This is a genomic window from Pantoea sp. BRR-3P (assembly GCF_039621635.1).
Lineage (GTDB): Bacteria > Pseudomonadota > Gammaproteobacteria > Enterobacterales > Enterobacteriaceae > Pantoea > Pantoea floridensis.
This window is the reverse complement of the sequence record NZ_CP155066.1, coordinates 3,924,462-3,948,933: the sequence shown is the minus strand read 5'-3', so window position 1 is coordinate 3,948,933 and position 24,472 is coordinate 3,924,462. Positions and strand designations below refer to the sequence as shown.

Below are 24,472 nucleotides of genomic sequence, written 5' to 3'. Positions count from 1 at the left end.
CGGATGGCTTAACAAGTGGGGGGTACGGTGCGGGCAAAACTTTCCCGTTCAAACAGGGTTTCAGCCAGCTTCACCAGCGCCGGGCGATTAACGCACCAGTTTGGCATGACGCGGCGGAAGTTGAGGTAGCCAAGCATGCAGCCGGTGGCGATATCGGCCAGATTGAGCGCGACGCTATTGAGCAGTTCCCCCTGCGCGGCGGCGGTTTCCAGTGCATCAAGGCCGCGCTGGATTTTATCGCGATTGCGCAGCAGCACCTCTTCGGATTGCCGATCGCCGGGACGCATTTGCTCACGCACGATCATCACCGCGGCGTCATTGATGCCGTCGGCCAGTTTTTCCAGCTGACGGATTTGCAAAGCGCGGAGGGGATCATCGGGCAGCAGGGCAGGCGCGTCACCGCGCAGTTCAATTACCTGCGCAATGATGGAGGAGTCAAACCAGGTGAGCTGATTGTCATCAATTAGCGCCGGCACTTTGCCCAGCGGATTGTATTGCGGCACATGAGTGTCGTCGGTCCACGGAGATTGATTCACGAATTCAAAAACCAGACCTTTTTCCAGCAAAATCACCGAAATTTTGCGTACAAAAGGACTGGTGTAGCTGCCAATCAGTTTCATCGTTCGCCTCCGTGTTGAATGAATTCATGAAGAAGGTCGCCATGAATGGCGACCCTACAAACGGAACGTTTAATCGCCGGGGAACATAAACGGATTCAAACTGCTGCGAGCGAATCCTTCCTGCTCCATGCGGGCATCCAGCACCAGCGAGGCCAAATCATCGGCGACGGGCTCCACGGCGGGATCCTTCTCCTGATACAGCATCTTCAGGTAGGTGCCGCAGTCGCCGCAGCTTTCTGCTTTCACCGCCGCTTTTTCACTGTCCAGCGACCAGTAATGCAGATCGCCAGTTTGTTCGCAGTTGGAGCATTTGCTGCGCACCACATACCATTCGCTTTCACACAGATTGCAGTGCAGATAGCGCAATCCCTGCTGGCCCACGCTCATGTGCACCACGCTGGTCACCGGCACGCTGGCGCACACCGGACAGAACTGGCGATGCTCGCCATATTCCGCGCGCGCTTTGCCAGGAATCAATGCCGCCATCTGCGCCCAGTAGATCGACAGCGCCGCCCAGATAAAGGGCGATTTGTCGCTGCTGACCTGGGCAAAATCACCTTCCAGCAGCGCCTGTGCCAGATTCTCCAGCTCGGTGGTGGAGGCTTTTTCCAGATTCTCCAGCACCGCCAGCGCCTGACCGCTCATCTCCGGCTTCAGCTCGGCAATCAGCGAATGCAGCAGACGTTGCCAGTGCGCATCGCGCGGATAGGTGTGGATATCGAGCGGCGGTTTGCCCTGTTCGGCGCTTTGCGCCAGCCGCTGCTGCAGATCAAGCTGCAGCGGATGGTCATACAGCACGATCTCCTGCGCCTCGGCGATCACCGCGGCAAAGCGCAGGTAATCACCCAGCGGATTCTTCGCGGCCAGATCGCGCAAACGCGCCGCGCGGCGGCTATACAGATTTTTCAACCGGGGGAAAAGTAACGGCGGAACCTGCTCCGCCGTGTGCTTTTCGCCTTTATCCAGCTGGTCCTGCGGGATGATGCGAATACTCATCAGGGACGTTTTTCCTGTTGTGTTTGGCGTTGGCGCTGCTCGCGATACCAGCGTGGATGATGTTTCTTCGCCCACGCGGCCGGAACCCAGCCCTCAACCATGGCGGTAATGGTGCCTTTTACCCACAACGCGGCGTAAATGTGCACCATAATCACCACGATCAGCGCCACAGCTGAGACCGAATGCACCACTAAGGCGGCGCGAATCAGCGGAATGGCAAAGGCGCCGGCAAAGTAAGGGCGCCAGATGACAATCCCGCTCACCAGCAGCAAGACTAAGCTGATGATAGCAGCCCAGAACACACACTTCTGCCCGAAGTTGTATTTGCCGGTGTCGCCCACCTCTTCGTTTTGCACGATTTTGCGGATGTTTTTCGCCCACACCAGGTCTTCACGGTTGATCAGATTATGTTTCCAATAACGTAAGAACATGATGATAAAGGCGGCAAACATCACTACACCGACAAACGGATGCAGGATGCGCGCCAGCTGCGGCGTGCCAAGAACGTGCATCAGCCAGTTAAACGAAGGGAAAAAGAAACCCAGTCCGCTCAGCGCGGCGAAGACAAAACAGAACGCCACAATCCAGTGATTGATGCGTTCCGGTGCGCTGTAGCGCACCAGACGATCGCGTTTTTTCATTATTCGCGCTCCTCTTTTTCGTGCAGGTTCTCGTCTTCATCCTCTTCCACGCGGTTCGGGCCTACGCCGACGTAGTGGAACACCGAGGCAGCAAAGGTGGCGGCAAAACCGATGGCCGCCAGCGGTTTCCAGATCCCCTTCCAGAACGTCACCGCCGGGCTGATGCTCGGATTTTCCGGCAAACCGTGATAGAGCTGCGGCTTGTCGGCGTGGTGCAGCACGTACATCACGTGTGTGCCGCCCACGCCTGCGGGATCGTACAAGCCCGCATTGGCATAACCGCGCGTGTTGAGCTCGGCCACGCGTTCACCCGCCAGCGCCTGCATATCGCTTTTGCTGCCGAAATGAATCGCACCGGTCGGGCAGGTTTTCACGCATGCCGGTTCCTGGCCAACATTGACACGATCGACGCACAACGTGCATTTATACACGCGGTTATCATCTTTATTCAGACGCGGCACGTCGAACGGACAGCCCGCAATGCAGTAGCCGCAGCCAATGCACTGTTCGGACTGAAAATCGACGATGCCGTTAGCGTACTGAATAATCGCACCTTCAGAGGGACAGGCTTTCAGACAGCCGGGATCGGCGCAGTGCATGCAGCCATCCTTGCGGATCAGCCACTCTAACTTGCCGTTCTCTTCCACTTCTGAGAAGCGCATCACCGTCCAGGATTTGGCGGTTAAATCGGCGGGGTTGTCATATACCCCCACGTTATGCCCCACTTCATCGCGGATATCGTTCCACTCTGAACACGCCACCTGACACGCTTTGCAGCCGATACAGGTGGTCACGTCGATCAGTTTCGCCACTTCCTGCTGATGGTTACGCGCCTGCGGGGCAGGCGTGAGTCCATTGGTGGCGGAGCGGCGGATAATGTCTTGAGATTGATAAGCCATATTCGTTCTCCTTACACCTTCTCGACGTTGACCAGGAACGCCTTGAATTCTGGCGTTTGCGTGTTGGCATCACCGACAAACGGCGTCAGGGTATTAGCAATAAAGCCTTTCTTCGCCACGCCCTGATAGCCCCAGTGAATCGGAATGCCGATGGTATCGACGATTTTGCCGTCGACGTTCAGTGGACGGATGCGCTTGGTGACCACCGCTTTGGCTTTGATATAGCCGCGATTGGAGCTCACTTTCACCGTATCGCCCTGCGCGATGCCGAGCTTGTTGGCCAGCTTCTCGCCGATTTCAATAAACTGCTCCGGCTGCGCGATGGCGTTGAGCCGCGCGTGCTTGGTCCAGTAATGGAAATGCTCGGTGAGACGATAGGTGGTGCCGACATACGGGAACTGCTCCGCCTGGCCCATCGAGGCCAAATCGTCCTTGAACACGCGCGCCGCCGGGTTGGATATCACATTCGGATGCAGTGGGTTGGTGCCAATCGGCGTTTCAAACGGCTCGTAGTGTTCCGGGAACGGACCTTCGGCCATTTTGTCGAGCGCAAACAGGCGACCAAGACCTTCTGGCTGCATGATGAACGGCCCGACATCGCTGCCCGGCGCGGCGGCGCTGTAGTCCGGCACATCCATGCCGCCCCATTTGCTGCCATCCCACTTCAGGATCTGACGTTTCGGATCCCACGGATTGCCTTGCGGATCCGCTGAGGCGCGGTTGTAGAGAATGCGGCGGTTGAGCGGCCATGCCCAGCTCCAGTTCAGCGTGTTGCCGAGTCCGGTTGGATCGGTGTTGTCACGGCGCGCCATCTGGTTGCCTTCTGGCGTCCAGCTGCCGGCGAAAATCCAGCAGCCGCTGCTGGTACTGCCGTCATCTTTCAGATGGGCAAAGGTGCTGAGCTGTTGGCCTTTTTTCACCAGCAGCGTGCCTTTATCATCGAACACGTCCGCCAGTGCTTTACCGTTGCTCTCCATCGCCACTTCTTCCGGGGCAGGATTTTCAGGCGTTTTATAGTTCCAGCTCATGTTCAACACCTGCTCAGGCAGCGCACCGCCTTCACTGGCGTACATCTTGCGCAGGCGAGAGTAAATGCCGGAAAGAATCTCGCCATCATTCAGCGCTTCGCCTGGCGCATCCTGGCCTTTGAAGTGCCACTGCAGCCAGCGACCGGAGTTAACGATGGAACCGTTCTCTTCGGCGAAGCAGGTGGACGGTAAGCGGAACACTTCGGTTTGAATCTGTGACGGATCAACATCATTAAATTCGTCGTGATTCTCCCAGAAGGTGGCGGTTTCGGTGTTGAGCGGATCAATGGTGACCAGGAACTTCAGCTTCGACAGCGAGGCGATCACTTTGCGCTTATTCGGGAACGACGCCACCGGGTTAAAGCCCTGGCACAGATAGCCGTTGACCTTACCTTGCGACATCATTTCGAAGTACTGCAGCACATCGTAGCCTTTGTCCCACTTCGGCAACCAATCGAAGCCCCAGCTATTTTCCTTCTGGGCTTTGTCGCCGTAGAACGCTTTCATCTGGCTGACAAAGAATTTCGGATAGTTGCTCCAGTAGTTCACCTGATCCGGCAGCAGCGCTTTTGGCGTATTGGCAGCCAGATAGGCTTGCAAATCGGCTTGTTTCTCCGACGGCAAAGTCATGTAACCCGGCAGGCTTTGCGACAGCAGGCCGAGATCGGTGAGCCCCTGAATATTGGAGTGGCCGCGCAGCGCATTTACGCCGCCGCCAATCATGCCCATGTTGCCGAGCAGCAGCTGAATCATCGCCATGGTGCGGATGTTCTGCGCGCCCACCGAGTGCTGCGTCCAGCCGAGCGCATACAGGAACGAGGTGGTGCGATCGCGCGCGCTGGTTTCGCCAATCAGTTCGCAAACGTGCAGGAAGTCTGCTTTCGGCGTACCGCAGATACGTTCGACGATCTCCGGCGTGTAGCGGCTGACGTGCTGTTTCAGCAGGTTCCACACGCAGCGCGGATGGGTGAGCGTGGCGTCGCGTTTGGCGAAGCCGTCGTCGCCCATCTCGTAGTTCCAGCTGGTTTTATCGTATTTGCGATTCTCTTCGTCGTAGCCGCTGAACAGGCCATCTTCAAAGTGATAATCCTCACGCACGATCAGGCTGGCATTGGTATACGCCTGCACATATTCATGCTGGATTTTGTCGTTTTGCAGCAGCCACAGCAGTACGCCCGACAGGAAGGTGATGTCGGTGCCCGAGCGAATCGGCGTATAGAAATCAGCGACCGATGCCGTACGCGTAAAGCGCGGATCGATAACTATCAGTTTGGCTTTGTTGTGAATCTTGGCTTCCATCGCCCAGCGGAAACCGACAGGATGCGCTTCAGCCGCGTTCCCGCCCATCACAACGATCAGATTGGCATTACGGATGTCGACCCAGTGGTTGGTCATCGCACCGCGACCAAATGTTGGAGCAAGACTTGCTACCGTTGGTCCGTGTCAAACGCGTGCCTGGTTGTCGACCGCTAACATGCCGAGCGATCGGGTAAATTTCTGGGTTAAATAGCCGGTTTCATTGCTGGATGCCGAAGCGCACAGCATGCCGGTGGAGAGCCAACGGTTAACCGTCACGCCCGCCGCATTTTGCGCGATGAAATTGGCATCGCGGTCAGCTTTCATCAGCTTGGCGATGCGATCAAAGGCATCATCCCAGCTAATGCGCTGCCATTTATTGGAGCCTGGTGCGCGATATTCCGGGAAATGCAGACGACTGTCGCTGTGCACGAAGTCGAGCAGGCCTGCGCCTTTCGGGCACAATGCACCGCGGCTCACCGGATGATCCGGATCCCCTTCAATATGGAAAATGGTCTCTTTGGCGTTTTTCGCGCCGTCGCCGAGGCTGTACATTAACAAGCCACAGCCGACTGAGCAGTAAGTACAGGTATTACGGGTTTCGCGGGCACGCAGCAGTTTGTACTGTCGTGTTTCCGCCAATGCCACTTCCGGCGCAAAGCCGAGCAGTGCTGCCGTTGTCCCTGCCATACCGCCAGCGCATACTTTGAAGAATTTTCTTCGGCTGACATTCATGGATTATTATCCCTCTATATTCTTGCGATATACGGTGCAAGAATGACCCGACTAAACTTGTGACAATAGCGGCTAAATATTACCACAGCTTTAATGTGGTTGTTGCCCGAGACGAAAAAAGTGAACGTGAATCAGCCAGAATGTAACGAGAGTGTGAATAAGATCTCAGGTGCGGTGCAGTCGCCGGTGTGGCAGCGCCGTACTATCGATAGCGCAGAAACCGACTGGCTGGCGCAGGAAGTGCCGATCGCGCTGGTCTATAACGGCATTTCGCACGTGGTGATGATGGCGACGCCCAACGATCTCGAAGCCTTTGCGCTCGGTTTTTCGCTATCGGAAGGGATTATCGAGCAGCCGAATGAGATTTTCGGCATGGACGTGGTGCCGGGTTGCCAGGGTATTGAAGTGCAGATTGAGCTCTCCAGCCGCCGCTTTATGGCGTTAAAAGAGCAGCGTCGCGCCATGGCGGGTCGCACCGGCTGCGGCGTATGCGGCGTGGAGCAACTCGATCAAATCGGCAAACCGTTGCAGCCGCTGCCGTTCAGCCAAACCTTTGATTTAGACCATCTTGATAAAGGGCTGGCGCAGCTGCGCGATTATCAGCCGATCGGTAATCTCACCGGTTGCACACACGCGGCGGCCTGGATGTCGCCGCAGGGCGAGTTGCAGGGTGGTTACGAAGATGTGGGACGTCATGTGGCGCTGGATAAACTGCTCGGCAGTCGCAGCCAGCAGCCGTGGCAGCAGGGCGCGGTGCTGGTTTCCAGCCGCGCCAGCTATGAGATGGTGCAGAAATCCGCCATGTGCGGCGTTGAAATTCTGTTTGCGGTATCGGCGGCGACACAGCTCGCCGTTGAGGTAGCCGAGCGTTGCAATCTCACGTTGGTTGGCTTCAGTAAACCGGGCCGCGCCACCGTTTACAGTCATCCGCAACGCCTGCGTTAAACTACCTGTACCTGCGGCAGCGCCTGTTGCAGTGCCGCCAGCGCGCCGGGTTTTGCCGGGCCGCTGTCGCAGATCAGCAAATCGACATCGGCAATCGGAGCGTAAACCGTGCGGCTAACCACCCCGAGCTTGCTGTGATCCGCCAGTAAAATCGTGCGATTCGCCTGCTGCACCATGGCACGGGCAATTGCTGCTTCATGGGGATGGAAGCTGCTGGCACCGTTTTTAGCATCAATGCCGACCGGCGAAAGCAGCGCGACATCAGCGCGATAACGATAAATCTCGCCGAGGGTCATTTCGCCGCGCGTTTGCTGTGCGCCTGCCATCATCATGCCGCCAATCAAAATCACCTGATTATTCAATGTCTCATGCTCTTCCGCCGCGCTCAGCGCCAGCGCGGCCTGCAGGCTGTTAGTGATGATGGTTAAACCCGACATGGTGCGCAGCGCTTCCGCCAGCATGGTTGTCGTGGTGCCGGCATCAAGGAACAGGGTTTGTCCCGGCTGCAAATGCTGCGCGGCGGCGATGGCGATGGCGCGTTTCTCTTTCGCCTGCGCGTTGCGGCGCACCTGCAGCGGCGGCTCTGGCTGACTATCAACGGCCACCAAACCACCATGCACCCGCCGCGCCAATCCTTGTGCTTCCAGCTCAATAATGTCGCGCCGTGCGGTTTCGCGCGAGATGCCAAGCTCTTTAATAATGCGCTCGGTACTGACCTGATGTTGCGTGGTCAGGAGCGCACGAATGCGGTGTAAGCGAGTTTCCTGCAGCATGACTTTTCCCTGGGGCGTGTTCAATCTGGGCCTAAGCTTACCTGAGTGTCATCAGGCCGTCATGTGTATTTGGTTGTATTTGTGTATTTGGTTGCATTTGTCGCTAAAGCAGGCATGATAGCGACAATTGGCTATTTCGCATGCACCCCTTTCACCTTCGCAACGGGAGTTACCATGGCTACACGTTCTACCATCATGGACACCAACAGTTTTCGTGCAGAGCACGCCGACGATTTGGATGCGGAAACCCGCAAGCTGACCGATAAACGCAGCAAAGTGTTGGGCGAGTCATATCGTCTGTTTTACCGCAAGCCAGTGCATCTGGTGCGCGGCGAAGGGCAATATTTATGGGATGCCGCTGGCCATAAATATCTTGATGTGTACAACAACGTGGCGAGCATTGGTCACTGCCATCCGGCGGTGATTGAGGCGGTCAATCAGCAGATGAAGATGCTGAACACCCATACGCGTTATCTGCATGAGCGCATTCTCGATTATACCGAAGCGCTGCTGGCGACCACACCGGATGCCATCGACCGCGCGATGTACATGTGCACCGGTTCGGAAGCCAACGATTTGGCGATTCGCGTAGCGCGTGCCTTCAGCGGCGGCACCGGCATTATTGTGTCGCAGGAGGCCTATCACGGCACCAGCGATCTCACGTCGGGGGTTTCACCGGCGCTCGGCAGCGGACAGCCGTTAGCAGCAACCACGCGTCTGGTGCCGCCGCCGGATGCCTATCGCGTCAATGCGCCCGATCTCGGCGAGTGGTTTGCCAATGAAATCCAAAAGCAGATCGACGATATGAAAGCCCACGGTATTAAGTTTGCCGGCTTCCTCGCTGATTCCATCTTCTCTTCAGATGGTGTGCTGCCTAACCCGCGCGGCTTCTTGCAGAAAGCGGTCGATGTGGTGCATGCCAACGGCGGGATTTTTATCGCCGATGAAGTGCAGCCAGGCTTTGGCCGTACCGGCGATGCGTTCTGGGGCTTTGCACGCCACGGCGTGGTGCCGGATGTGGTCACCACCGGCAAGCCAATGGGCAACGGTATTCCTGTTTCCGGCCTGCTGGCAAAAAGCGATGTGCTGGCGGCGTTTAGCGATGAAATTCCTTACTTCAACACCTTTGGCGGTAATCCGGTGGCAATGGCCGCAGCGCAGGCGGTGTTGACGGTGATTAAAGAAGAGGACCTGCAGGAGCATAGCCGCGTAGTCGGGGCTAAGCTGTTGAGCGAATTGCAGAAACTGATGGATCGTCATGAATCAATCGGCGATGTGCGCGGCGCCGGGCTGTTTATTGGTTTCGAACTGGTGCAAGACCGCGCCAGCAAAACGCCGGATAAAGCGCTAGCGCTGGATTTGATTGAGAAACTGCGTGAGCACCACGTGCTGACGTCAGTTGCGGGCCCGTACGGCAACGTGCTGAAGCTGCGTCCGCCGTTGGCGTTCCAGGAGGCGGATATCGATTGGCTGGTAGGGGCGCTGGATAAGTCGCTGAGCGAGCTGGGACGATAGAACGATCGTCATAAATAAGGTGCGATTATTAACAAGGTCGCCATGAATGGCGACCCTACGGATTTTGTAGGGTGGTCATTTATGGCCACCTCATTCTCAGACTCTGGCGGTTTCAGCGGCGAAAATGCGCTCCATCTTTTGCCACGCCTGCGCTACATCGTCATGCAGATTAAATAATCCCGATGTGCCAACGATAAACACATCAACACCCGACGCCGCAATCTGCTTGAAGGTGCGCGCATTGCACGAACCATCAATTTCGGTCAGATAGTGATAACCCTGCTCTTCACGCATCGCAATCAGCTGGCGGATCTTATTCAGCGTTTCCGGTATAAATTTCTGTCCAGCAAAGCCGGGATCTACTGACATCACCGTTACTTTATCCAGCAGATGCGCGTATTCACGAATGGTTTCCGCTGGGGTTGCCGGATTTAACACGACGCCGCAACGCCGTCCGGCCTCTTTGATCTGCGTAAGTAAACGGAAGATTTTATTATTGGCGGTTTCGGGGTGAAAGCTAATAATATCCGCGCCCGCCTCAATGCACATTGGAATAATATCTTCCGGATGATTCACCATTAAATGCACATCAATCGGCACTTCAGTAATTTTACGTAGGTTCTCAATAAAGAACGGCGATAGGGTAATATTTTTGACGTAGCTGCCATCCATAATATCGACATGATAAAACGCAGCGGTGCTATTCATTGCCTCCACTTGCTCGCGGAAGCGGGTAAGGTCCATGCACATTAATGACGGCGAAAATTTTGCACTCATAACTCTTTCCTCATTACAAAAACAGCGCCCGCAGGCGCTGTTGATGACATCAATGGAAGAACGAAATAATGTGGCCGAGCACGATACCGACAATGCCGAAATCCGCGTCACCAAAGGTGGTGGAAGCGAAGCCGAGGTCACCCATCATCGGCAGCAGAATCGCGGGCAGGAAGGAGATCAGTAACCCTTGCACAAAGGCGCCGATCACCGCACCACGACGTCCGCCGGTGATATTGCCGTAGACGCCAGCGGTGGCACCGCAGAAGAAGTGTGGCACCAGGCCGGGAACGATCACGCTCAGACCAAACAACGGGCACAGGAACATGCTGATCAAACCGGCGGAGAAGCTCGACAGGAAACCGATGATCACCGCATTAGGCGCGAACGGGAACACCGTTGGGCAATCCAATGCCGGCTTGGCGTTAGGCACCAGTTTATCGGCAATGCCTTTGAAGGCGGGGACGATCTCCGCAATCACCATACGTACGCCGGCCAGGATAATGTAGACGCCGGCTGCAAAGGTAATCGACTGGATGATGGCGAACACAATGTAGTTCTGGCCGCCACTGATGGTTTCGGTAAATGCTTTACCGGCGACCAACACCAGCGCGATGAACAGAATCATCATGGTCAGCGAAATCGCTACCGATGAATCGCGCAGGAAGTTGAGCGTTTTTGGTACCTTCAACTCTTCAATCGACGGGCTGCCTTTACCGACCACTTTACCTACCAGCGCAGAGAGCAGGTAACCGGTGGAGCCAAAGTGGCCGAGCGCCAGATCGTCCGAATTGGTAATCTTGCGCGTAAAGGGCTGCAGAATTGCCGGGCACACCACCATCATGGTGCCGAGAATCAGTGATCCAATTACGACTAACCAGAATCCGTGCACACCACCCACTGACAGGATTACCGCCAGCATCGCCGACATATACAGAGTATGGTGGCCGGTCAGGAAGATGTATTTCAGCGGCGTAATGCGTGCCAGTAGAATGTTCACCAACATGCCGAACACCATGATCATCGCGGTTTCCGTGCCGTAGCTTTTCTGCGCCAGCGCCGCCATTGCGTCGGTGTTTGGCACCACACCCTGAATATTAAACGAGTGTTCAAAGAGTTGGCTAAAAATGGTCAGTGTGGCCGCAATTAAATTGGCCCCGGCGATGAGAATAACAAAACCCATAATGGTTTTAAGCGTACCGGAAATAACATCAGAGACCGGTTTCTTTTGCAATAATAAACCAAACAGGGAAAAAAGGCCGACAAGTATAGCGGGTGTTCCAAGAACATCCTTAATAATAAATTGCAGCATAACTTACTCCGTGGTGAGTAAAGTTTTCGGGGTATTGTGTTGTTATATATTCTCAGCCAGGATTTCTTTAATTTTGGCATTATCCAGCAGGTTAGTCAGGCCAACCACTTTCGCGCTGTGCCCCGCTAACTGATCGGCAATATCTTTGGCGGCAATAATTAAATCGGCATGTTCAGATTTCGCAGAGGTTAAATCGGTATGACCGACTTCGGCTTCTTTGCCTAATTCCGCTACAATCTTCTTCACATTCATTTCAACAATGAAGCTGCTACCTAAACCATTGCCACACACAATCAGGATTTTTTTCATCGTAGGGTTCTCTGGTGATTAATTTTGAATGACAGCGTTTATGGCTGACAGAGTAGAAGCCGACAGCAGCTGCTGCAGGCGAGATTCGTCACTAAATACCTCCGCTAATGCGGTGATCATTTGAATATGATCGTCGCCTGATACCGCGCATAGCATGATGACGACATACACAGGATCGTTTTCATCTGCCTGAAAACTCATACCCTTTTTCACGTGCAGCAGCGACAAGCCATTTTTCTGCGCACCCTGTTCCGGACGAGCATGTGGCATCGCCAGTCCCGGAGCCAGCACGTAGTAGGGGCCCAGTTCTGCATGCGAGGTGAAGATGGCATCAAGATAAGCCGGACTGATTGCCCCTTCCGCCAGCAGCGGTTCAGCAGATAAGCGCACCGCTTCCTGCCAGTTGCTGACCTGCTCGACGACACGAATATGTTGTGGCGTTAGCCATTGAGTGAGCATCAGTAATTCCTCTTTATTCTTCGATGGGGTGCAATGTAGGTTATTTTCTCGCCCATTTTCTGTGATGATTGTCGCAAAAGTTAGCGCTAACACTGAGATTGTTAAAAAACGTGTTATCGCTAACATTTTCATGTGATGGGTTTGTCATTGTTGCAAGCACCTGACATGCTCACGCATTCTGGCGAGTTCGCGGGTGAGGGATGACCGAATCTGTGGTTTTTAACATGGCGCGTTAACAATTTTGGTTTTAAGCTGCGTCCTGGCACAAGCGGTGAGTAATGCAGGAGAGTGCATGACAGAAAAAAAACGGCGCAGTACCGGCAAAAGCACCCTGGCCGATGTTGCCCGTTTGGTGGGCGTAAGTACCATGACCGCATCGCGCGCGCTGCGCATGCCGGAGAAGGTTTCGCCTGACATTCGCGCCAAAATTGATGCGGCGGTCATTGAGTTGTCGTACGTGCCTAACGTGCAGGCAAGCAATCTGGCATCGGCAACTTCGCGGCTGATCACCATGGTGGTGCCCTCATTTGCCACGCCGGGCAGTACCATTGTTTCGGAAGCGCTGCAGGAAGTGCTGCGTCCACAGGGTTACAACATGATGCTGGCAGAAGCCAACCATTCGGCTGCGGAAGAGAGCGAACTGATCGAAATGCTGCTCTCTTATAATCCGGCGGCGATGGTGCATTTCAATTTCGATAACGCTGCCGAGGCGCATCGTTTGCTGAGCAATTCCGGGCTGCCGGTGATGGATATTGGCGGCGTACATCAGGATTCGGCGGGGATCAGCATTGGCGTCGATTACGCCAAAGCGATTCGCCAGCTGGTGCAGAGCCTGGTAGAGCGTGGCTATCGCAACCTCGGCTTGCTCTGCACCCAAAGTAACAACACCATCTTTCGCCAGCTGCTGAATGGCTGGCACAGCGGCATGTTAGCGCTGAATCAAGCGCCACATCGCGTGGTAACGTCACCGAAGATGCCGACCTTTGCTGCGGGACATAGCCTGCTGGCGGAGATCCGCATGACCTGGCCCGAACTGGATGTATTGATTTGCACCAGCGATGAAGTTGCCTGCGGTGCCATTATGGCGTGTCATGCAGCAGGGATCTCGATTCCCAGCCAGTTAGCGATTGCCAGCATCGGAGGGGGTCCGTTAGCGGCAGTGTGTTCGCCACCGCTTACCAGCATTGTGCTGCCGTATGAAGAGATGGGGCGGACAGCGGGCAAACGTCTGCTGTCGGCGCTTAAGGGCGACGAGCCACCTGCTATCAATGAGCTGCCGGTTCAACTCAAATTGCGCGCCAGCACGCATAAGGTGTAGCGGTAAGTGCGCACCTTTTCCCAGATTCATCAAATCCTTATCAATTCTAAGGCATTGATAACCCTTTTACGGATCATGTTTTTAACTATAATGATCCGACTGCTTACGCGGCACACCCAGTGAGGTAGTGCTGCAAAACACTAAATGGAGAGGAAGAACATGAGTTATTCACTGCCATCCCTGCCGTATGCCTACGACGCACTGGAACCGCACTTCGACAAGCAGACGATGGAAATCCATCACACTAAACACCACCAGACCTACGTTAACAACGCTAACGCCGCGCTGGAAGGTACCGAATTCGCCAACCTGCCGGTAGAAGAGCTGATCACCAAACTGGATCAGCTGCCAGCAGATAAAAAAGGTCCACTGCGTAACAACGCGGGCGGCCATGCCAACCACAGCTTCTTCTGGAAAGGTCTGAAGCTGGGCACCTCGCTGCAAGGCGACCTGAAAGCAGCAATCGAAAAAGATTTCGGTAGCGTTGAAGCTTTCCAGGCTGAGTTTGAGAAAGCCGCGACCACTCGCTTCGGCTCAGGCTGGGCGTGGCTGGTGAAAAAAGGCGACAAACTGGCTGTGGTTTCTACCGCAAACCAGGACAGCCCGCTGATGGGTGAAGCCGTCGCTGGCGTTTCAGGTTTCCCAATCATCGGTTTAGACGTGTGGGAACACGCTTACTACCTGAAGTATCAGAACAAACGTCCTGATTACATCAAAGCATTCTGGAACGTTGTGAACTGGGACGAAGCTGCAGCGCGTTTTGCTTCTGCTAAATAAGTTCTGGCTAACGCCCGCAATATAGGTAACCGGTGGAGTTGTTCACCGGTTTTTTTTCGCTTTAATTAAACCATTCCTAAACGACGCGGATATTTTTCCGCACGATTATTACGCTGCGAAAGCTATTAACCTGCCGTTGATAATTTGGGGCATATAGTAGCGATAATTTGTCTCGCAAAGCCTAAATAATCATGTCTATTATCACAACTTCTGTGACGAATAATGATTCGTCAGCATCACTGTTTTTGCCATTAATTAGTGGGAAGTTCAGACCGGATAAATTATGGAATAGCAGTAGTTTCCGCACAAAATTTGCCTTAAGGTCGTTGGTATTTCCTATTACTACCTTCAGTTACCTTAATAAATTAGCGAAGTTACCAGCGCTGCCGCAATTATTGAGCCTACAAGGCCTGCTGCCGGCCAAACCTCATCGTCCCTACTTGCGCGCAGGTTTTAGCGTTGCGCAGCGCGCGCAGGCCATCATCGATCACTATATGTTGATGGACCAGCTGGATAACGCAACCTTGCGCCAGCTTTTGCAGAGTCCGGGCGACAATTTGCTGGCCAATTTAAGCGGCAAAAATGATGAGTCATTTTTGATTTATTGCTGTCCGGGCCGCTTCGACCGTGAAGGTGAAATTACACTGGAGTTGCGTTACGAAACCCAGTTAATTGCGTCTCTCTCGTTCTCTATTATTGGTGAGCGCCAGAAGCGCACCTTATTAATCGGTGGTTTACAGGGGCCGCGTAAACATATCTCTAACGATGTGATTCGCGATGCCACGAAAGCCGCACACGGCGTATTCCCAAAACGTCTGCTGATGGAAGCCGTATTTAACCTGGCGGAGCAGTGTGGCGTAGAAGCGATAACTGCCGTTGGTGATACCACACACGTGTTCCGCAGCCTGCGCTATCGTCACAGCAAGAGCGACAAGTTTTTTGCGAGCTACAGCGAGTTTTGGCTATCTCTGGGCGGGGTGATGCGGGCGGATGAGCTGTTTATGCTGCCTTTGCGCGCAGAGCGGAAAGAGTTGGAAGAGATTGCCAGCAAGAAGCGCGCCGAGTACCGCCGTCGCTATGCCTTGCTGGACAGCCTAAATGAACAAGTTCATCAGGCGGCAGGCATCCAACGCGACGTCTCACACGCCGCGTAAGTCATGATTAGAACGGCTGCTTCGCGTAGCCGGTCATCACTTTTAGTCCCATCTCACGTCCGAGCGCGGTCATTGGGTGCACTACCACCAGGCCGCGCACGCTTTTCTTGAATGCGCCCATGTTGGCCTGCTCTTTTTTGGTAATTTCGCGGCTAAAGCCCAGCTTCTGCAGCTGTTGCGCTTCTTTGCTTAACTTCTCTGTACGTACACCACGCAGGCGCTCAATTTCCAGCTCCAGCTTCTCTTTTTCACGCAGCAGCTCTCCGAGCTTTTCGGCATCGCCAGACGCTAACAGCGGGGCTTCTTTGCGGTTGAGTGCGTCCAGCTGATCGCTGAGAAGTTTGATCTCGGCTTTTTCTTTTTCTTTCATTGGGGGAAACTCGTTAAGGAAAACAGGGAAAGGATACACAAATCTGCGCCGTTTTGCAGCGTGGAGCGTAGGGGGCGCATTCATGCGCACCTGGTCACCATGAATGGCGACCCTACAGTGGTTTGGCGAGGTTTTCGTAGGGGGCGCATTTATGCGCGCCTGGTCACCATGAATGGCGACCCTACAGTGGTTTGGCGAGGTTTTCGTAGGGTGCGCATTCATGCGCACCTGGTCGCCATGAATGGCGACCCTACACCGCCGGCTTTTTAAACACCTGTTTGTGCGAGATGCGGGAAATCAGCTCGGTCAGCGACAGCACCATGGTTGATCGTACCATTTGCAGATAACGCTGCTGCTGCATTGACCGGAGTTGATCGTCATCGCGGTTGAAATCCGGCTGCGGCGGCCAGGCAACCACGCAGTGCAATTCGCCAAACGGTCCAAGGATCTCATCGTCAGTAAAGCGATAATCGCTGATGTCATGATTCAGCTCCTCGCGCAGCGCCAGCAGCAGTTCACAGTCTTCATACTCATGCCGGTTGATGACGCCCAGGCCGTAAATCAACTTGAGGCGAACGGAGAGCTCACCCAGCGGACCATCACCGAGCAGCAGCGGCTCTACCGCATATTTAACCGCGTAATCGTCCTTACGAAACACTTGCAGCACCAGCAGGTTAACCGCTTCGGTCAGCAGTTCAACGGCGGCGATCAGAAAGCTTCTCACCGAACGACCGGCATTCAGGCGCTCAAGCACCCGGTTTTCAAAAGCCTGCTTCTCTTCCATTATTGCCTGCATCGTTCAGCTACCGCCAGCGGGCACGAAGATGTGCCCGAGTTAACCACTAAAGGGCGCGCATTATGCCATAGCGTTGTAAGCGCTCACCACTGAGGTGACCACATCGCTATTGGCATCCAGGCCGGAAATCTCAGCCAGCGTGGCCTGCGGGCCTTTTTCTGCCAGCAAAGCGACCAGCTCTTGCGCTTGCGGATCGGCTTCGCTGCGATAGTGCATCGCGGCGGCGATGCCCTGCACCAGATTGTCGTGAGGCAGCTGATACTCCAGCGTGCCCAGCGTTGGCTTGATCAGGCGATCGCCCGCACTCAGCTTACGCAGCGGCTGACGGCCAACGCGCTCAACGTCATCTTTCAGGTATGGGTTTTCGAAACGACTGAGGATCTTCTGGATGTAAGCCGCATGTTTATCGGCTTCAAAACCATAGCGCTTAATCAGTACCGCACCACTTTCCTGCATGGCACCTTGCACGATGGCACGGACTTTCTTATCCAGAATCGCATCACGAATGGTCGCGTGACCTGCAAGTTGGCCGAGATAAGCGGTGATCGCATGGCCGGTGTTGAGGGTGAACAACTTGCGCTCAACGAATGCCATCAGATTATCGGTCAGTTCCATGCCTGGGATATTCGGCAGCTCGCCTTTGAACTGGGTTTTATCAACAATCCACTCGCTGAAGGTTTCAACGGTGACTTCCAGCGGATCGGTGGTGCCGGCTTCTGACGGCGGGACGATGCGGTCTACCGCAGAATCAACGAAACCAACGTGCGCTTCTACCCATGCGTGATACTGCTCTGGCAGGGCTTTCAGCACGTGCTGTTTCAGCTGGCTGGTACCGCGCACCATATTTTCACAGGCGATGATATTTAGCGGGCGGACGTTACCGCTGTCGCTGCGTTTGGCCAGACCTTTAGCCACGCCACCGGCGATGCGTTCCAGAATTTGCGGACCAACCGCAGTCGTCACAATATCCACTTCAGCAATCAGCGTAACGATATCGTCGCTGGTGCTGTTTACGGCGCTAACGCCTTTTACGATTTCGACTTTCGCCTGCTCGCCAACCACATGAACCGGATACTCATGACGGGCGTTAAGGGCATCAAGCACCACCTGATTGACGTCAGCAAACACCAGCTCGATTCCGGCATCTGCCAGCAACTTACCGATAAAACCGCGACCGATGTTACCTGCTCCAAAATGTAACGCTTTCATAAATTTGACCCATATCAAATGACGAAAGGGCGGGCAAGTCCGCCCCGGAAATGTGGGACGGGCTTACCCGCCCCAGGGAAGGTAAAACGTGCTGTTACGCTTTAACGGTGCTGCCTGAGAGCAGGTCCAATACGTCCTGCACGCTGGTGGTGTTTGCCAGCTTCTCAATTACGCTGTCATCGTCCAGCGCATTCGTCAGGCTGGTAATGACCTGAATATGCTCGTTGTTGCGAGCGGCGATACCAATGACCAGACGCGCAACGTCTTCTGGTTCATCACCAAACTGTACACCGGCCGGATACTGGCAGAACACCACACCGGTTTTCAACACGCGATCTTTTGCTTCCACGGTACCGTGCGGAACGGCAATTGACTCACCGAGATAGGTTGGCGTCAGCTTTTCACGTTCCAGCATCGCTTCAACATATTCCGGCTGAACATATCCGCCTTTCACCAACTGTTCACCGGCAAAGCGAATCGCCTGCTCTTTGTGGGTGGCGCTCAGACCGAGGAACACATTGTCTGCACCCAGTTTAAACAGGTGCGCGTTGCCTTCGTCATAGCTGTCCGCCAGCGTGGTCTGCACGGTTTCGCGATGGGCTTCACTGCGGTTAGCGGCAACCAGACGTTCAGTCAGATTGCTGTACAGCGCGCTATCGAGGAAGTTGTTCAGCGAAATATGCTGCGCCTGTGGCGCCTGGCGCATCGCACGTTCCGTTAGATCGCGGTGGGTAATCACCAAATCGACATCGCCCGGCAGCGAGTTAATCGCGCTGTTAGTGACGGAGATATTGCTCAGGCCGGCATCCTGCACTTTCTTACGCAGCACACCTGCACCCATCGCACTTGAACCCATACCGGCGTCACAGGCCACGATGATTTTGCGCACGTGGTTCAGGTCAACGCTCATCGCATCGCCTGCGACCGGTGAACCCGCAACGGCCTGGCCTTTTGACTGCGCTTTCATATCTTTCATGCGCTGAGTCGCGGCTTCGATATCGTCATCTTCTTTCACTTTGCTGGTTTTCAGCAGGATTGAAGAGACCACGAAGGAGACAGCAAAGGCTGCGATAATTGCCGCAATGTTAGCGAAGTAGGCACCTTTTGGCGTCATCGCCAGTACCGCCAGGATGGAACCTGGAGATGCTGGTGAAACCAGACCTCCGTTCAGCAGCGTCAGGGTGAACACGCCAGTCATACCACCGAGGATAACCGCCAGCAGCAGACGCGGCGCCATCAGCACGTACGGGAAGTAGATTTCGTGGATACCACCGAGGAAGTGGATAATCGCTGCACCGCCTGCAGATTGTTTGGCGCTACCGCGACCAAAAATCATGTAGGCAACCAGCACGCCCATACCCGGACCTGGGTTGGCTTCAATCAGGAAGAAGATTGATTTGCCCGCCTCGCTCGCCTGCTGGATACCCAGTGGAGAGAAGATACCGTGGTTGATGGCGTTATTGAGGAACAGGATTTTCGCCGGTTCAACAAAGATGGAGGTCAGTGGCAGCAGGTTGTTCTGCACCATCAGGTTCACGCCAGCGGCGAGAATGTGTGACAGACCTTCAACCAGTGGACCGATCGCCAGGAACGCCAGCAGCGCCAGCAGCATCCCGATGATACCGGCCGAGAAGTTGTTCACCAGCATCTCGAAGCCGCTTTTGATCTTGCCATCTACTACGCGGTCAAAGGATTTGATCGCCCAGCCGCCCAGCGGACCGGCAATCATTGAGCCAAGGAACATCGGCATATCGGCACCGACGATCACGCCCATGGTGGTGATTGCACCCACCACGCCACCGCGATCGCCGCCTACCAGACGTCCACCGGTGAAACCAATCAGCAGCGGCAGCAGGTAAGTGATCATTGGGCCGACGAGTTTCGCCAGCGTTTCGTTTGGAATCCATCCGGTTGGGATGAACAGCGCAGTGATGATACCCCAGGCGATAAACGCACCGATGTTAGGCATCACCATATTACTCAGAAAGCGACCAAAGCTCTGAACCTTGACCTTTACTGATGAGGACATAAACCCACCCCTTATTGAGACGCGCTGCAATAAGAGAGCGCGTTTGTTTTTGTTTGAACGTTACGGCGGGGGCCGTGGCATTACTGTATGCAGGCGGACTCTAGCACTAGTTTATTACGCTGCGTAGAGCACGGGCTTAGTGTGATGCAGATCACGCTAACTTGGGGTGATGAGGGGGCTATAAGGTGACATCGATCACAAAAAAGAGCTGTAAGAAAGCAACGATGACGGATTTTTAAGCAAAACAAGGTGATGAATGTGACTTGAATCACCTTTTATTGGCGTTGGTTTGTTGTGTAAATGTGATCTTTGTCACAAACAATTTGTGGTCGAAAATGCGTCAGATCACACTATCGTGCAGCAGAAAAGCGCGCTGTAAGGAAGTGACGAAAATCTGAAAAGAGGTGAACCCATCAGGAGACGAGAAAGGGCGGTTTGTAGGGACGCCCTTTATGGCGTAATGCCGATCAGTTAAGCGCTGTATCTAATTACCGCACATTCCGTAGCGGCGCGATTTATCGCGCAATGAATTGCGCCGCTACAATGTGGGCGCTCGGTAATTAGGGTTTTCATCTCTTAACTGACGGGTATTACGCCATTTATGGCGACCCCTCACAAATGACTCAACGTTTTACAAACCGCCTTGCACCGCGTTTTGCGCTTGCGTGAGCGCCTGCGCGTTACTGGAAAGATTGCTCATTAGCGTGTTGTATTGCGTCGCCTGATCCTGCGTTGGGAATTGCACGCCGCCGTCATTAAAGGTAACGCGTGCGCCTTGCGATTGCAGATAATCCCCGGTTTGCACTGCCGCCTGGCTTAATGCCTGCAGCTGCGGCAGTAGCGGAATCAGCGTGCTGGCCGGCTGTGTGACGACTTTAGCGAAGGCGGCATCGTAAACTTTTTTCAGATCGTCCGGCTGCTTAAGCGTGGCTTTGCTGCTGTCGGCCTGCATTTTGGCGCTCTGAATCTGCTGTGTCAGCACACTCAAATTACTGCTCGCCTGGCGCAGGCTGTCGCGGCGGGTTAAATAATCCTGCGGTACACGAATCGCGGCCAATTCATCGACAACGGGACGCATACCTTGATCAATTGCCTGGTTCGCCTGCTGTGAGAAGCCATACAGGATGGCGTAATCGCTGGCGTAGTTACCGAAGGTCTGCTTCTGGTTTTCACTCAGGCTGGGCAGATGCTCGCCGCTACGCATCACGGTATTTTGAAGGAAATCACTGAAAGCTTTACGCTGATCGCCCTCTTTGTCGCCACAGGCGGTGAGTTGCAACACCACCAATGCGCTGACCATCAGCATGCCGGTACGCATCCAGATGCGGGATAATCCTGACGCCATAATTCAACTCCTGTGATAATGGCTTTCTCCCATCCTATTCCAAGCCAATGCTCGAATTATTCGGGATTAAAATTTTTGCGAAAATGGTCCTAAAGAATAGTGCAATGGTCTGGTGTGTACAACGGGCGCACCGGGCAAATTAAAACACCAGCGCCTGTCCATCTTTGCGGCTTTCCGTTGCGGCGATATAGAAGCCTTGTGGATCGCGAACAATCGCCTGCGCGCCGCCGAAGTTATAGCCGAGAAGGGGATCTTCGAGCGTGATCAGATGCCCCATTTCACGTAATTTTGCCAACGCGTTGCGATCGATACCCGGTTCGACCACCACTGAACGCCCTTGCTCAACGCGCCAGCGCGGCGCATCAATCGCCGCCTGCGGGTTTTGTTTATGCTGCATGATACGTAGCGCCAGCTGCAGATGGCCTTGCGCCTGCATTGGACCGCCCATCACGCCAAACGACATCAGCGGCTGTCCCGCAGCATCTAAAGCAAACGCCGGAATAATGGTGTGGAACGGACGTTTACCGCCTGCCACCACGTTCGGATGTTGCGCATCGAGCGAGAACCCACAGCCGCGGTTTTGCAGACTGATGCCGGTGCCTGGCACCACCACGCCCGAGCCAAAGCCCATAAAGTTGGATTGTATAAAGGAAACCATCATGCCGCTGGCATCGGCGGTGGAAACATAGACCGTGCCGCTCTGCTGCGGTGCGCCAAAGGTAAAATCTCCGGCTTTATCAGGATCGATAAGCTGTGCACGCTGCTGAAGATAGCGATCGCTCAACAGCAGTTCGGCAGGGAATTCAAGGTGATCGTAATCGCTAACGTAGCGATCCAGATCGACCAGCGCCAGTTTCATCGCCTCAATAGAGAGATGCAGCCACGGCACCGAATCCGGCGTATAGCGGCCAATATCCCACTGCTCGAGAATGCCCAGCGCAATCAAGGTGGCGATGCCCTGGCCATTGGGGGGCAGTTCCTGCACCGATCCACCGGCAAACGGACGCGACAGCAGATCAACCCAATCGGCGCGATGGTTATCCAGGTCAGACATAGTGAGGGATGCGCCGTGCTGTTTGGCAAACGCCACCATCTTTTCGGCGAGTTCGCCGCGATAGAAAGCTTCGCCACGCGTTTCGGCGATTTTTTGCAAGGTAGTGGCTTGCGCCGGATTACGGAAGAGCTCACCGGCGCGTGGCGGCAGGCCATCGGGCGCAAAGCACTCGACGAAGCCGGGTTGATCTTTCAGTTTGTTATAGCCGCGCTGCCATAGGTGACCTATCAGCGGCGAAACCGGGAAACCTTCACGTGCATACGCTATCGCCGGCTGTGCCAGCGTGGTGAGCGGCAGGGTGGCAAAGCGTTCAGCCAGGGTTACCCAAGCCGATACCGCGCCAGGCACCGTGACGGATTCCCAACCGATTTCCGGCATCGCGTTATATCCGGCGAAACGTGCTGGGCTCCATGCCGCCGGTGAACGTCCTGAAGCATTCAATCCATGCAGCTGTTTGCCATCCCAGATAATGGCAAAAGCATCGCTACCGAGGCCGTTGCCCGTCGGCTCTAACACCGTGAGCGCCATTGCGCTGGCGATTGCGGCATCTACCGCATTGCCGCCCTGTTGCAGCATGCGAATACCTGCCTGTGCTGCAAGCGGCTGCGAGGTAGCAACTGCGTTGCGGCCCATCATGGGTACGCGGTGTGAGGCATAGCTGGCGGTAAAATCCAAATCGCTCATAACCCTTTCTCTCTGCGTCATGCTGGTGCGGGAACGCTGCAGCGCTGTGCAGCACCATGAATGTGCGGGATAAGTGTTTAATAATAAGTCAGATAATTCATGTTGATAGCGAATTGGCACTTTTTTTGAATAGATTTTAATCAAGGCACTGCTTAACGCTACTGACTCGTAGTTTTAGGCACTGGTTGGGTAGCAAGTGCTGGTGGGTCAATCGGTTATGATGATCGATCGGGTAATGGCATAAGAAAGAATAAAAAATAATCAGGAATCAAGCAGCAAAGTCGGGGATCTGACCCATACTTAGAAACCCGGACAATTGTTGCATTGCCCTGGCATCTTTTTGCAGTGCACAACAGGCTGTGTCCCGCATCGGTTTAATAATAACTCCGCGATACAACCTAAACGGGTCGGTTTCAGCACCATTTGGTGCTTACGTCTCTACTTTCACGTGCTTCATAGTGAGTTTTTAAGGAGTTCTCTATGGAATTTAAAGATCCAATGGTCGAGTTGCTCAGCAGCCTTGAGCAGATTGTTTTGACACGTGATGCTCAGCCTTCCGTATCAGAAATTACACTCAATCAGGCTTCAGTTCCCGAGCCGCAGCGTTTACGCGAGATGACCGGCATGCAGGTGGATGAATTCGCCCGCGTGATGGGGGTGAGCGTCTCGTCAGTTAAAAGCTGGGAGGCGCAACGTACGCGCCCTTCCGCTACGGCGCGCAAACTGATGAAGCTGCTGCAAGCAAACCCCTATCTGGGGCGTCAACTGCTGGAGTAACACCAGGCTTTATTTGGTGCTCCAACCCGCCTATACGGCGGGTTTTTTAATTTACGTCGCTATACTTCGCCGCCTGTTTCACGAACCAGCTTTCCGGCACGCTGTGCGGCGGCTGTGCTAATTGAGCAAGACCCTGCTTAATTGTCTGTTCCGCCTGCTGCCACAAATGCCGATCCCCTTCGCGCAATAGTTGAATCTGAATCTGTTTTTCAACCAGATAGACGCGGGCAAAGTGAGCATCGTATTGCACGATGGCGCGGGTGTTATCGATGATATCGGCCAGTTTGATGGTTTGCGCCTCGGGTGAGGCCGCAGCGGTATGACGAAAATGCGCCAGCTTACGAGCGGCACGATTTTTTGCGGCGGGCTGCTCGCTGTCAGTGAGCATATCCACCAGTTCAGCCACCCGCGCGCCGAAATGACGTTCAATGTCTTCTAAAGTGGTGGGGGTATCTTCAACCGTATCATGCAGCCAGGCGGCGGCAATCATCTGTTCGTCATCGGTAACGCTCCGTACCAGTTCGGCGACGGCAGCGGGATGAACAATGTAAGGTTCATCCGTATATTTACGGCGCTGGCCCGCAGCAGCATGCGCTTCTGTGGCATAACGGCGCGCTTGCTCTTCCAGTGAATCTCGCATATTCCACTCTCCCAGAG

Annotated in this window: 23 protein-coding genes; 6 read left to right on the top strand and 17 right to left on the bottom strand. The window is 54.5% G+C overall.

From position 1 onward, the window contains the following. Positions 1-8: 8 nt before the first annotated feature. From AAGR08_RS18225 to fdnG, 5 genes are all read right to left on the bottom strand, one after another. Complete coding sequence (locus tag AAGR08_RS18225) at positions 9-620, bottom strand: glutathione S-transferase (RefSeq protein ID WP_345827562.1); 612 nt, start codon at positions 618-620, stop codon at positions 9-11. A 69-nt stretch (positions 621-689) separates the two neighbouring features. Next, positions 690-1,616 (bottom strand): formate dehydrogenase accessory protein FdhE, encoded by a 927-nt coding sequence (gene fdhE / locus AAGR08_RS18220; protein ID WP_345827560.1) that lies wholly within the window; start codon positions 1,614-1,616, stop codon positions 690-692. After that, complete coding sequence (fdoI, locus tag AAGR08_RS18215; protein ID WP_097095407.1) at positions 1,616-2,257, bottom strand: formate dehydrogenase cytochrome b556 subunit; 642 nt, start codon at positions 2,255-2,257, stop codon at positions 1,616-1,618. The genes fdhE and fdoI overlap by 1 nt, the downstream gene beginning before the upstream one ends. Further along, entirely contained in the window at positions 2,257-3,156 is a 900-nt protein-coding gene (gene fdxH / locus AAGR08_RS18210) for a formate dehydrogenase subunit beta (RefSeq protein ID WP_097095406.1), read from the bottom strand. The genes fdoI and fdxH overlap by 1 nt, the downstream gene beginning before the upstream one ends. Before the next feature lie 11 nt (positions 3,157-3,167). Continuing rightward, the gene (gene fdnG / locus AAGR08_RS18205; RefSeq protein ID WP_345827557.1) at positions 3,168-6,215 is read right to left on the bottom strand and encodes a formate dehydrogenase-N subunit alpha; all 3,048 of its coding nucleotides are present in this window, start codon (positions 6,213-6,215) and stop codon (positions 3,168-3,170) included. Between the two features lie 93 nt (positions 6,216-6,308). On the opposite strand from fdnG, the gene fdhD reads away from it, so the two are divergent. Next, positions 6,309-7,160, top strand: coding sequence for a formate dehydrogenase accessory sulfurtransferase FdhD (fdhD, locus tag AAGR08_RS18200; RefSeq protein WP_345827555.1), 852 nt, complete (start codon positions 6,309-6,311; stop codon positions 7,158-7,160). On the opposite strand, the gene AAGR08_RS18195 is transcribed toward fdhD, so the two are convergent. Further along, a complete protein-coding gene (locus AAGR08_RS18195; RefSeq protein ID WP_345827553.1) occupies positions 7,157-7,933 on the bottom strand; it encodes a DeoR/GlpR family DNA-binding transcription regulator in 777 nt (258 codons plus the stop codon). The genes fdhD and AAGR08_RS18195 overlap by 4 nt on opposite strands. A gap of 174 nt (positions 7,934-8,107) precedes the next feature. Between AAGR08_RS18195 and AAGR08_RS18190 the strand changes: the two genes are divergently transcribed. Then, on the top strand, positions 8,108-9,448 hold the full coding sequence (locus AAGR08_RS18190; RefSeq protein WP_097095402.1) for an aspartate aminotransferase family protein: 1,341 nt from the start codon (positions 8,108-8,110) through the stop codon (positions 9,446-9,448). 96 nt (positions 9,449-9,544) lie between these two features. Here AAGR08_RS18190 and alsE read toward each other — a convergent pair whose 3' ends face one another. From alsE to AAGR08_RS18170, 4 genes are read right to left on the bottom strand one after another with little or no spacing between them, the layout of a single operon-like run. Then, positions 9,545-10,225 (bottom strand): D-allulose 6-phosphate 3-epimerase, encoded by a 681-nt coding sequence (gene alsE / locus AAGR08_RS18185; RefSeq protein WP_097095401.1) that lies wholly within the window; start codon positions 10,223-10,225, stop codon positions 9,545-9,547. A gap of 49 nt (positions 10,226-10,274) precedes the next feature. After that, the gene (locus AAGR08_RS18180) at positions 10,275-11,534 is read right to left on the bottom strand and encodes a PTS ascorbate transporter subunit IIC (protein WP_097095400.1); all 1,260 of its coding nucleotides are present in this window, start codon (positions 11,532-11,534) and stop codon (positions 10,275-10,277) included. A 42-nt stretch (positions 11,535-11,576) separates the two neighbouring features. Beyond that, the gene (locus tag AAGR08_RS18175) at positions 11,577-11,843 is read right to left on the bottom strand and encodes a PTS sugar transporter subunit IIB (protein ID WP_097095399.1); all 267 of its coding nucleotides are present in this window, start codon (positions 11,841-11,843) and stop codon (positions 11,577-11,579) included. Positions 11,844-11,861: 18 nt separating this feature from the next. After that, positions 11,862-12,302, bottom strand: a complete 441-nt coding sequence (locus AAGR08_RS18170) for a PTS sugar transporter subunit IIA (RefSeq protein WP_345827550.1) — start codon at positions 12,300-12,302, stop codon at positions 11,862-11,864. Between the two features lie 292 nt (positions 12,303-12,594). Between AAGR08_RS18170 and AAGR08_RS18165 the strand changes: the two genes are divergently transcribed. The 3 genes from AAGR08_RS18165 to AAGR08_RS18155 all read left to right on the top strand — a co-directional run bounded on the left by AAGR08_RS18165 (position 12,595) and on the right by AAGR08_RS18155 (position 15,551). Then, the gene (locus AAGR08_RS18165; RefSeq protein ID WP_097095397.1) at positions 12,595-13,620 is read left to right on the top strand and encodes a LacI family DNA-binding transcriptional regulator; all 1,026 of its coding nucleotides are present in this window, start codon (positions 12,595-12,597) and stop codon (positions 13,618-13,620) included. Positions 13,621-13,779: 159 nt separating this feature from the next. Then, on the top strand, positions 13,780-14,397 hold the full coding sequence (sodA, locus tag AAGR08_RS18160; RefSeq protein ID WP_007893384.1) for a superoxide dismutase [Mn]: 618 nt from the start codon (positions 13,780-13,782) through the stop codon (positions 14,395-14,397). A 191-nt stretch (positions 14,398-14,588) separates the two neighbouring features. After that, on the top strand, positions 14,589-15,551 hold the full coding sequence (locus AAGR08_RS18155) for a VirK/YbjX family protein (RefSeq protein WP_345827547.1): 963 nt from the start codon (positions 14,589-14,591) through the stop codon (positions 15,549-15,551). A 7-nt stretch (positions 15,552-15,558) separates the two neighbouring features. Here the strand turns inward: AAGR08_RS18155 and AAGR08_RS18150 are convergent, their stop codons facing one another. From AAGR08_RS18150 to AAGR08_RS18125, 6 genes are all read right to left on the bottom strand, one after another. Next, entirely contained in the window at positions 15,559-15,921 is a 363-nt protein-coding gene (locus tag AAGR08_RS18150; RefSeq protein ID WP_097095395.1) for a YibL family ribosome-associated protein, read from the bottom strand. Positions 15,922-16,171: 250 nt separating this feature from the next. Next, positions 16,172-16,717, bottom strand: coding sequence for a mannitol operon repressor MtlR (mtlR, locus tag AAGR08_RS18145; protein WP_176519138.1), 546 nt, complete (start codon positions 16,715-16,717; stop codon positions 16,172-16,174). 60 nt (positions 16,718-16,777) lie between these two features. Beyond that, entirely contained in the window at positions 16,778-17,926 is a 1,149-nt protein-coding gene (gene mtlD, locus AAGR08_RS18140; RefSeq protein WP_345827545.1) for a mannitol-1-phosphate 5-dehydrogenase, read from the bottom strand. 94 nt (positions 17,927-18,020) lie between these two features. Continuing rightward, complete coding sequence (locus tag AAGR08_RS18135; protein ID WP_007893370.1) at positions 18,021-19,955, bottom strand: PTS mannitol transporter subunit IICBA; 1,935 nt, start codon at positions 19,953-19,955, stop codon at positions 18,021-18,023. Positions 19,956-20,586: 631 nt separating this feature from the next. Then, positions 20,587-21,300, bottom strand: coding sequence for a DUF3053 domain-containing protein (locus AAGR08_RS18130; RefSeq protein ID WP_097095392.1), 714 nt, complete (start codon positions 21,298-21,300; stop codon positions 20,587-20,589). Positions 21,301-21,439: 139 nt separating this feature from the next. After that, entirely contained in the window at positions 21,440-23,038 is a 1,599-nt protein-coding gene (locus AAGR08_RS18125; RefSeq protein ID WP_345827542.1) for a gamma-glutamyltransferase family protein, read from the bottom strand. Positions 23,039-23,518: 480 nt separating this feature from the next. Between AAGR08_RS18125 and AAGR08_RS18120 the strand changes: the two genes are divergently transcribed. Then, positions 23,519-23,815 (top strand): HTH-type transcriptional regulator, encoded by a 297-nt coding sequence (locus tag AAGR08_RS18120; RefSeq protein ID WP_007893362.1) that lies wholly within the window; start codon positions 23,519-23,521, stop codon positions 23,813-23,815. Positions 23,816-23,861: 46 nt separating this feature from the next. Here the strand turns inward: AAGR08_RS18120 and AAGR08_RS18115 are convergent, their stop codons facing one another. Beyond that, entirely contained in the window at positions 23,862-24,455 is a 594-nt protein-coding gene (locus AAGR08_RS18115) for an HD domain-containing protein (RefSeq protein ID WP_097095389.1), read from the bottom strand. Positions 24,456-24,472 lie beyond the last annotated feature (17 nt).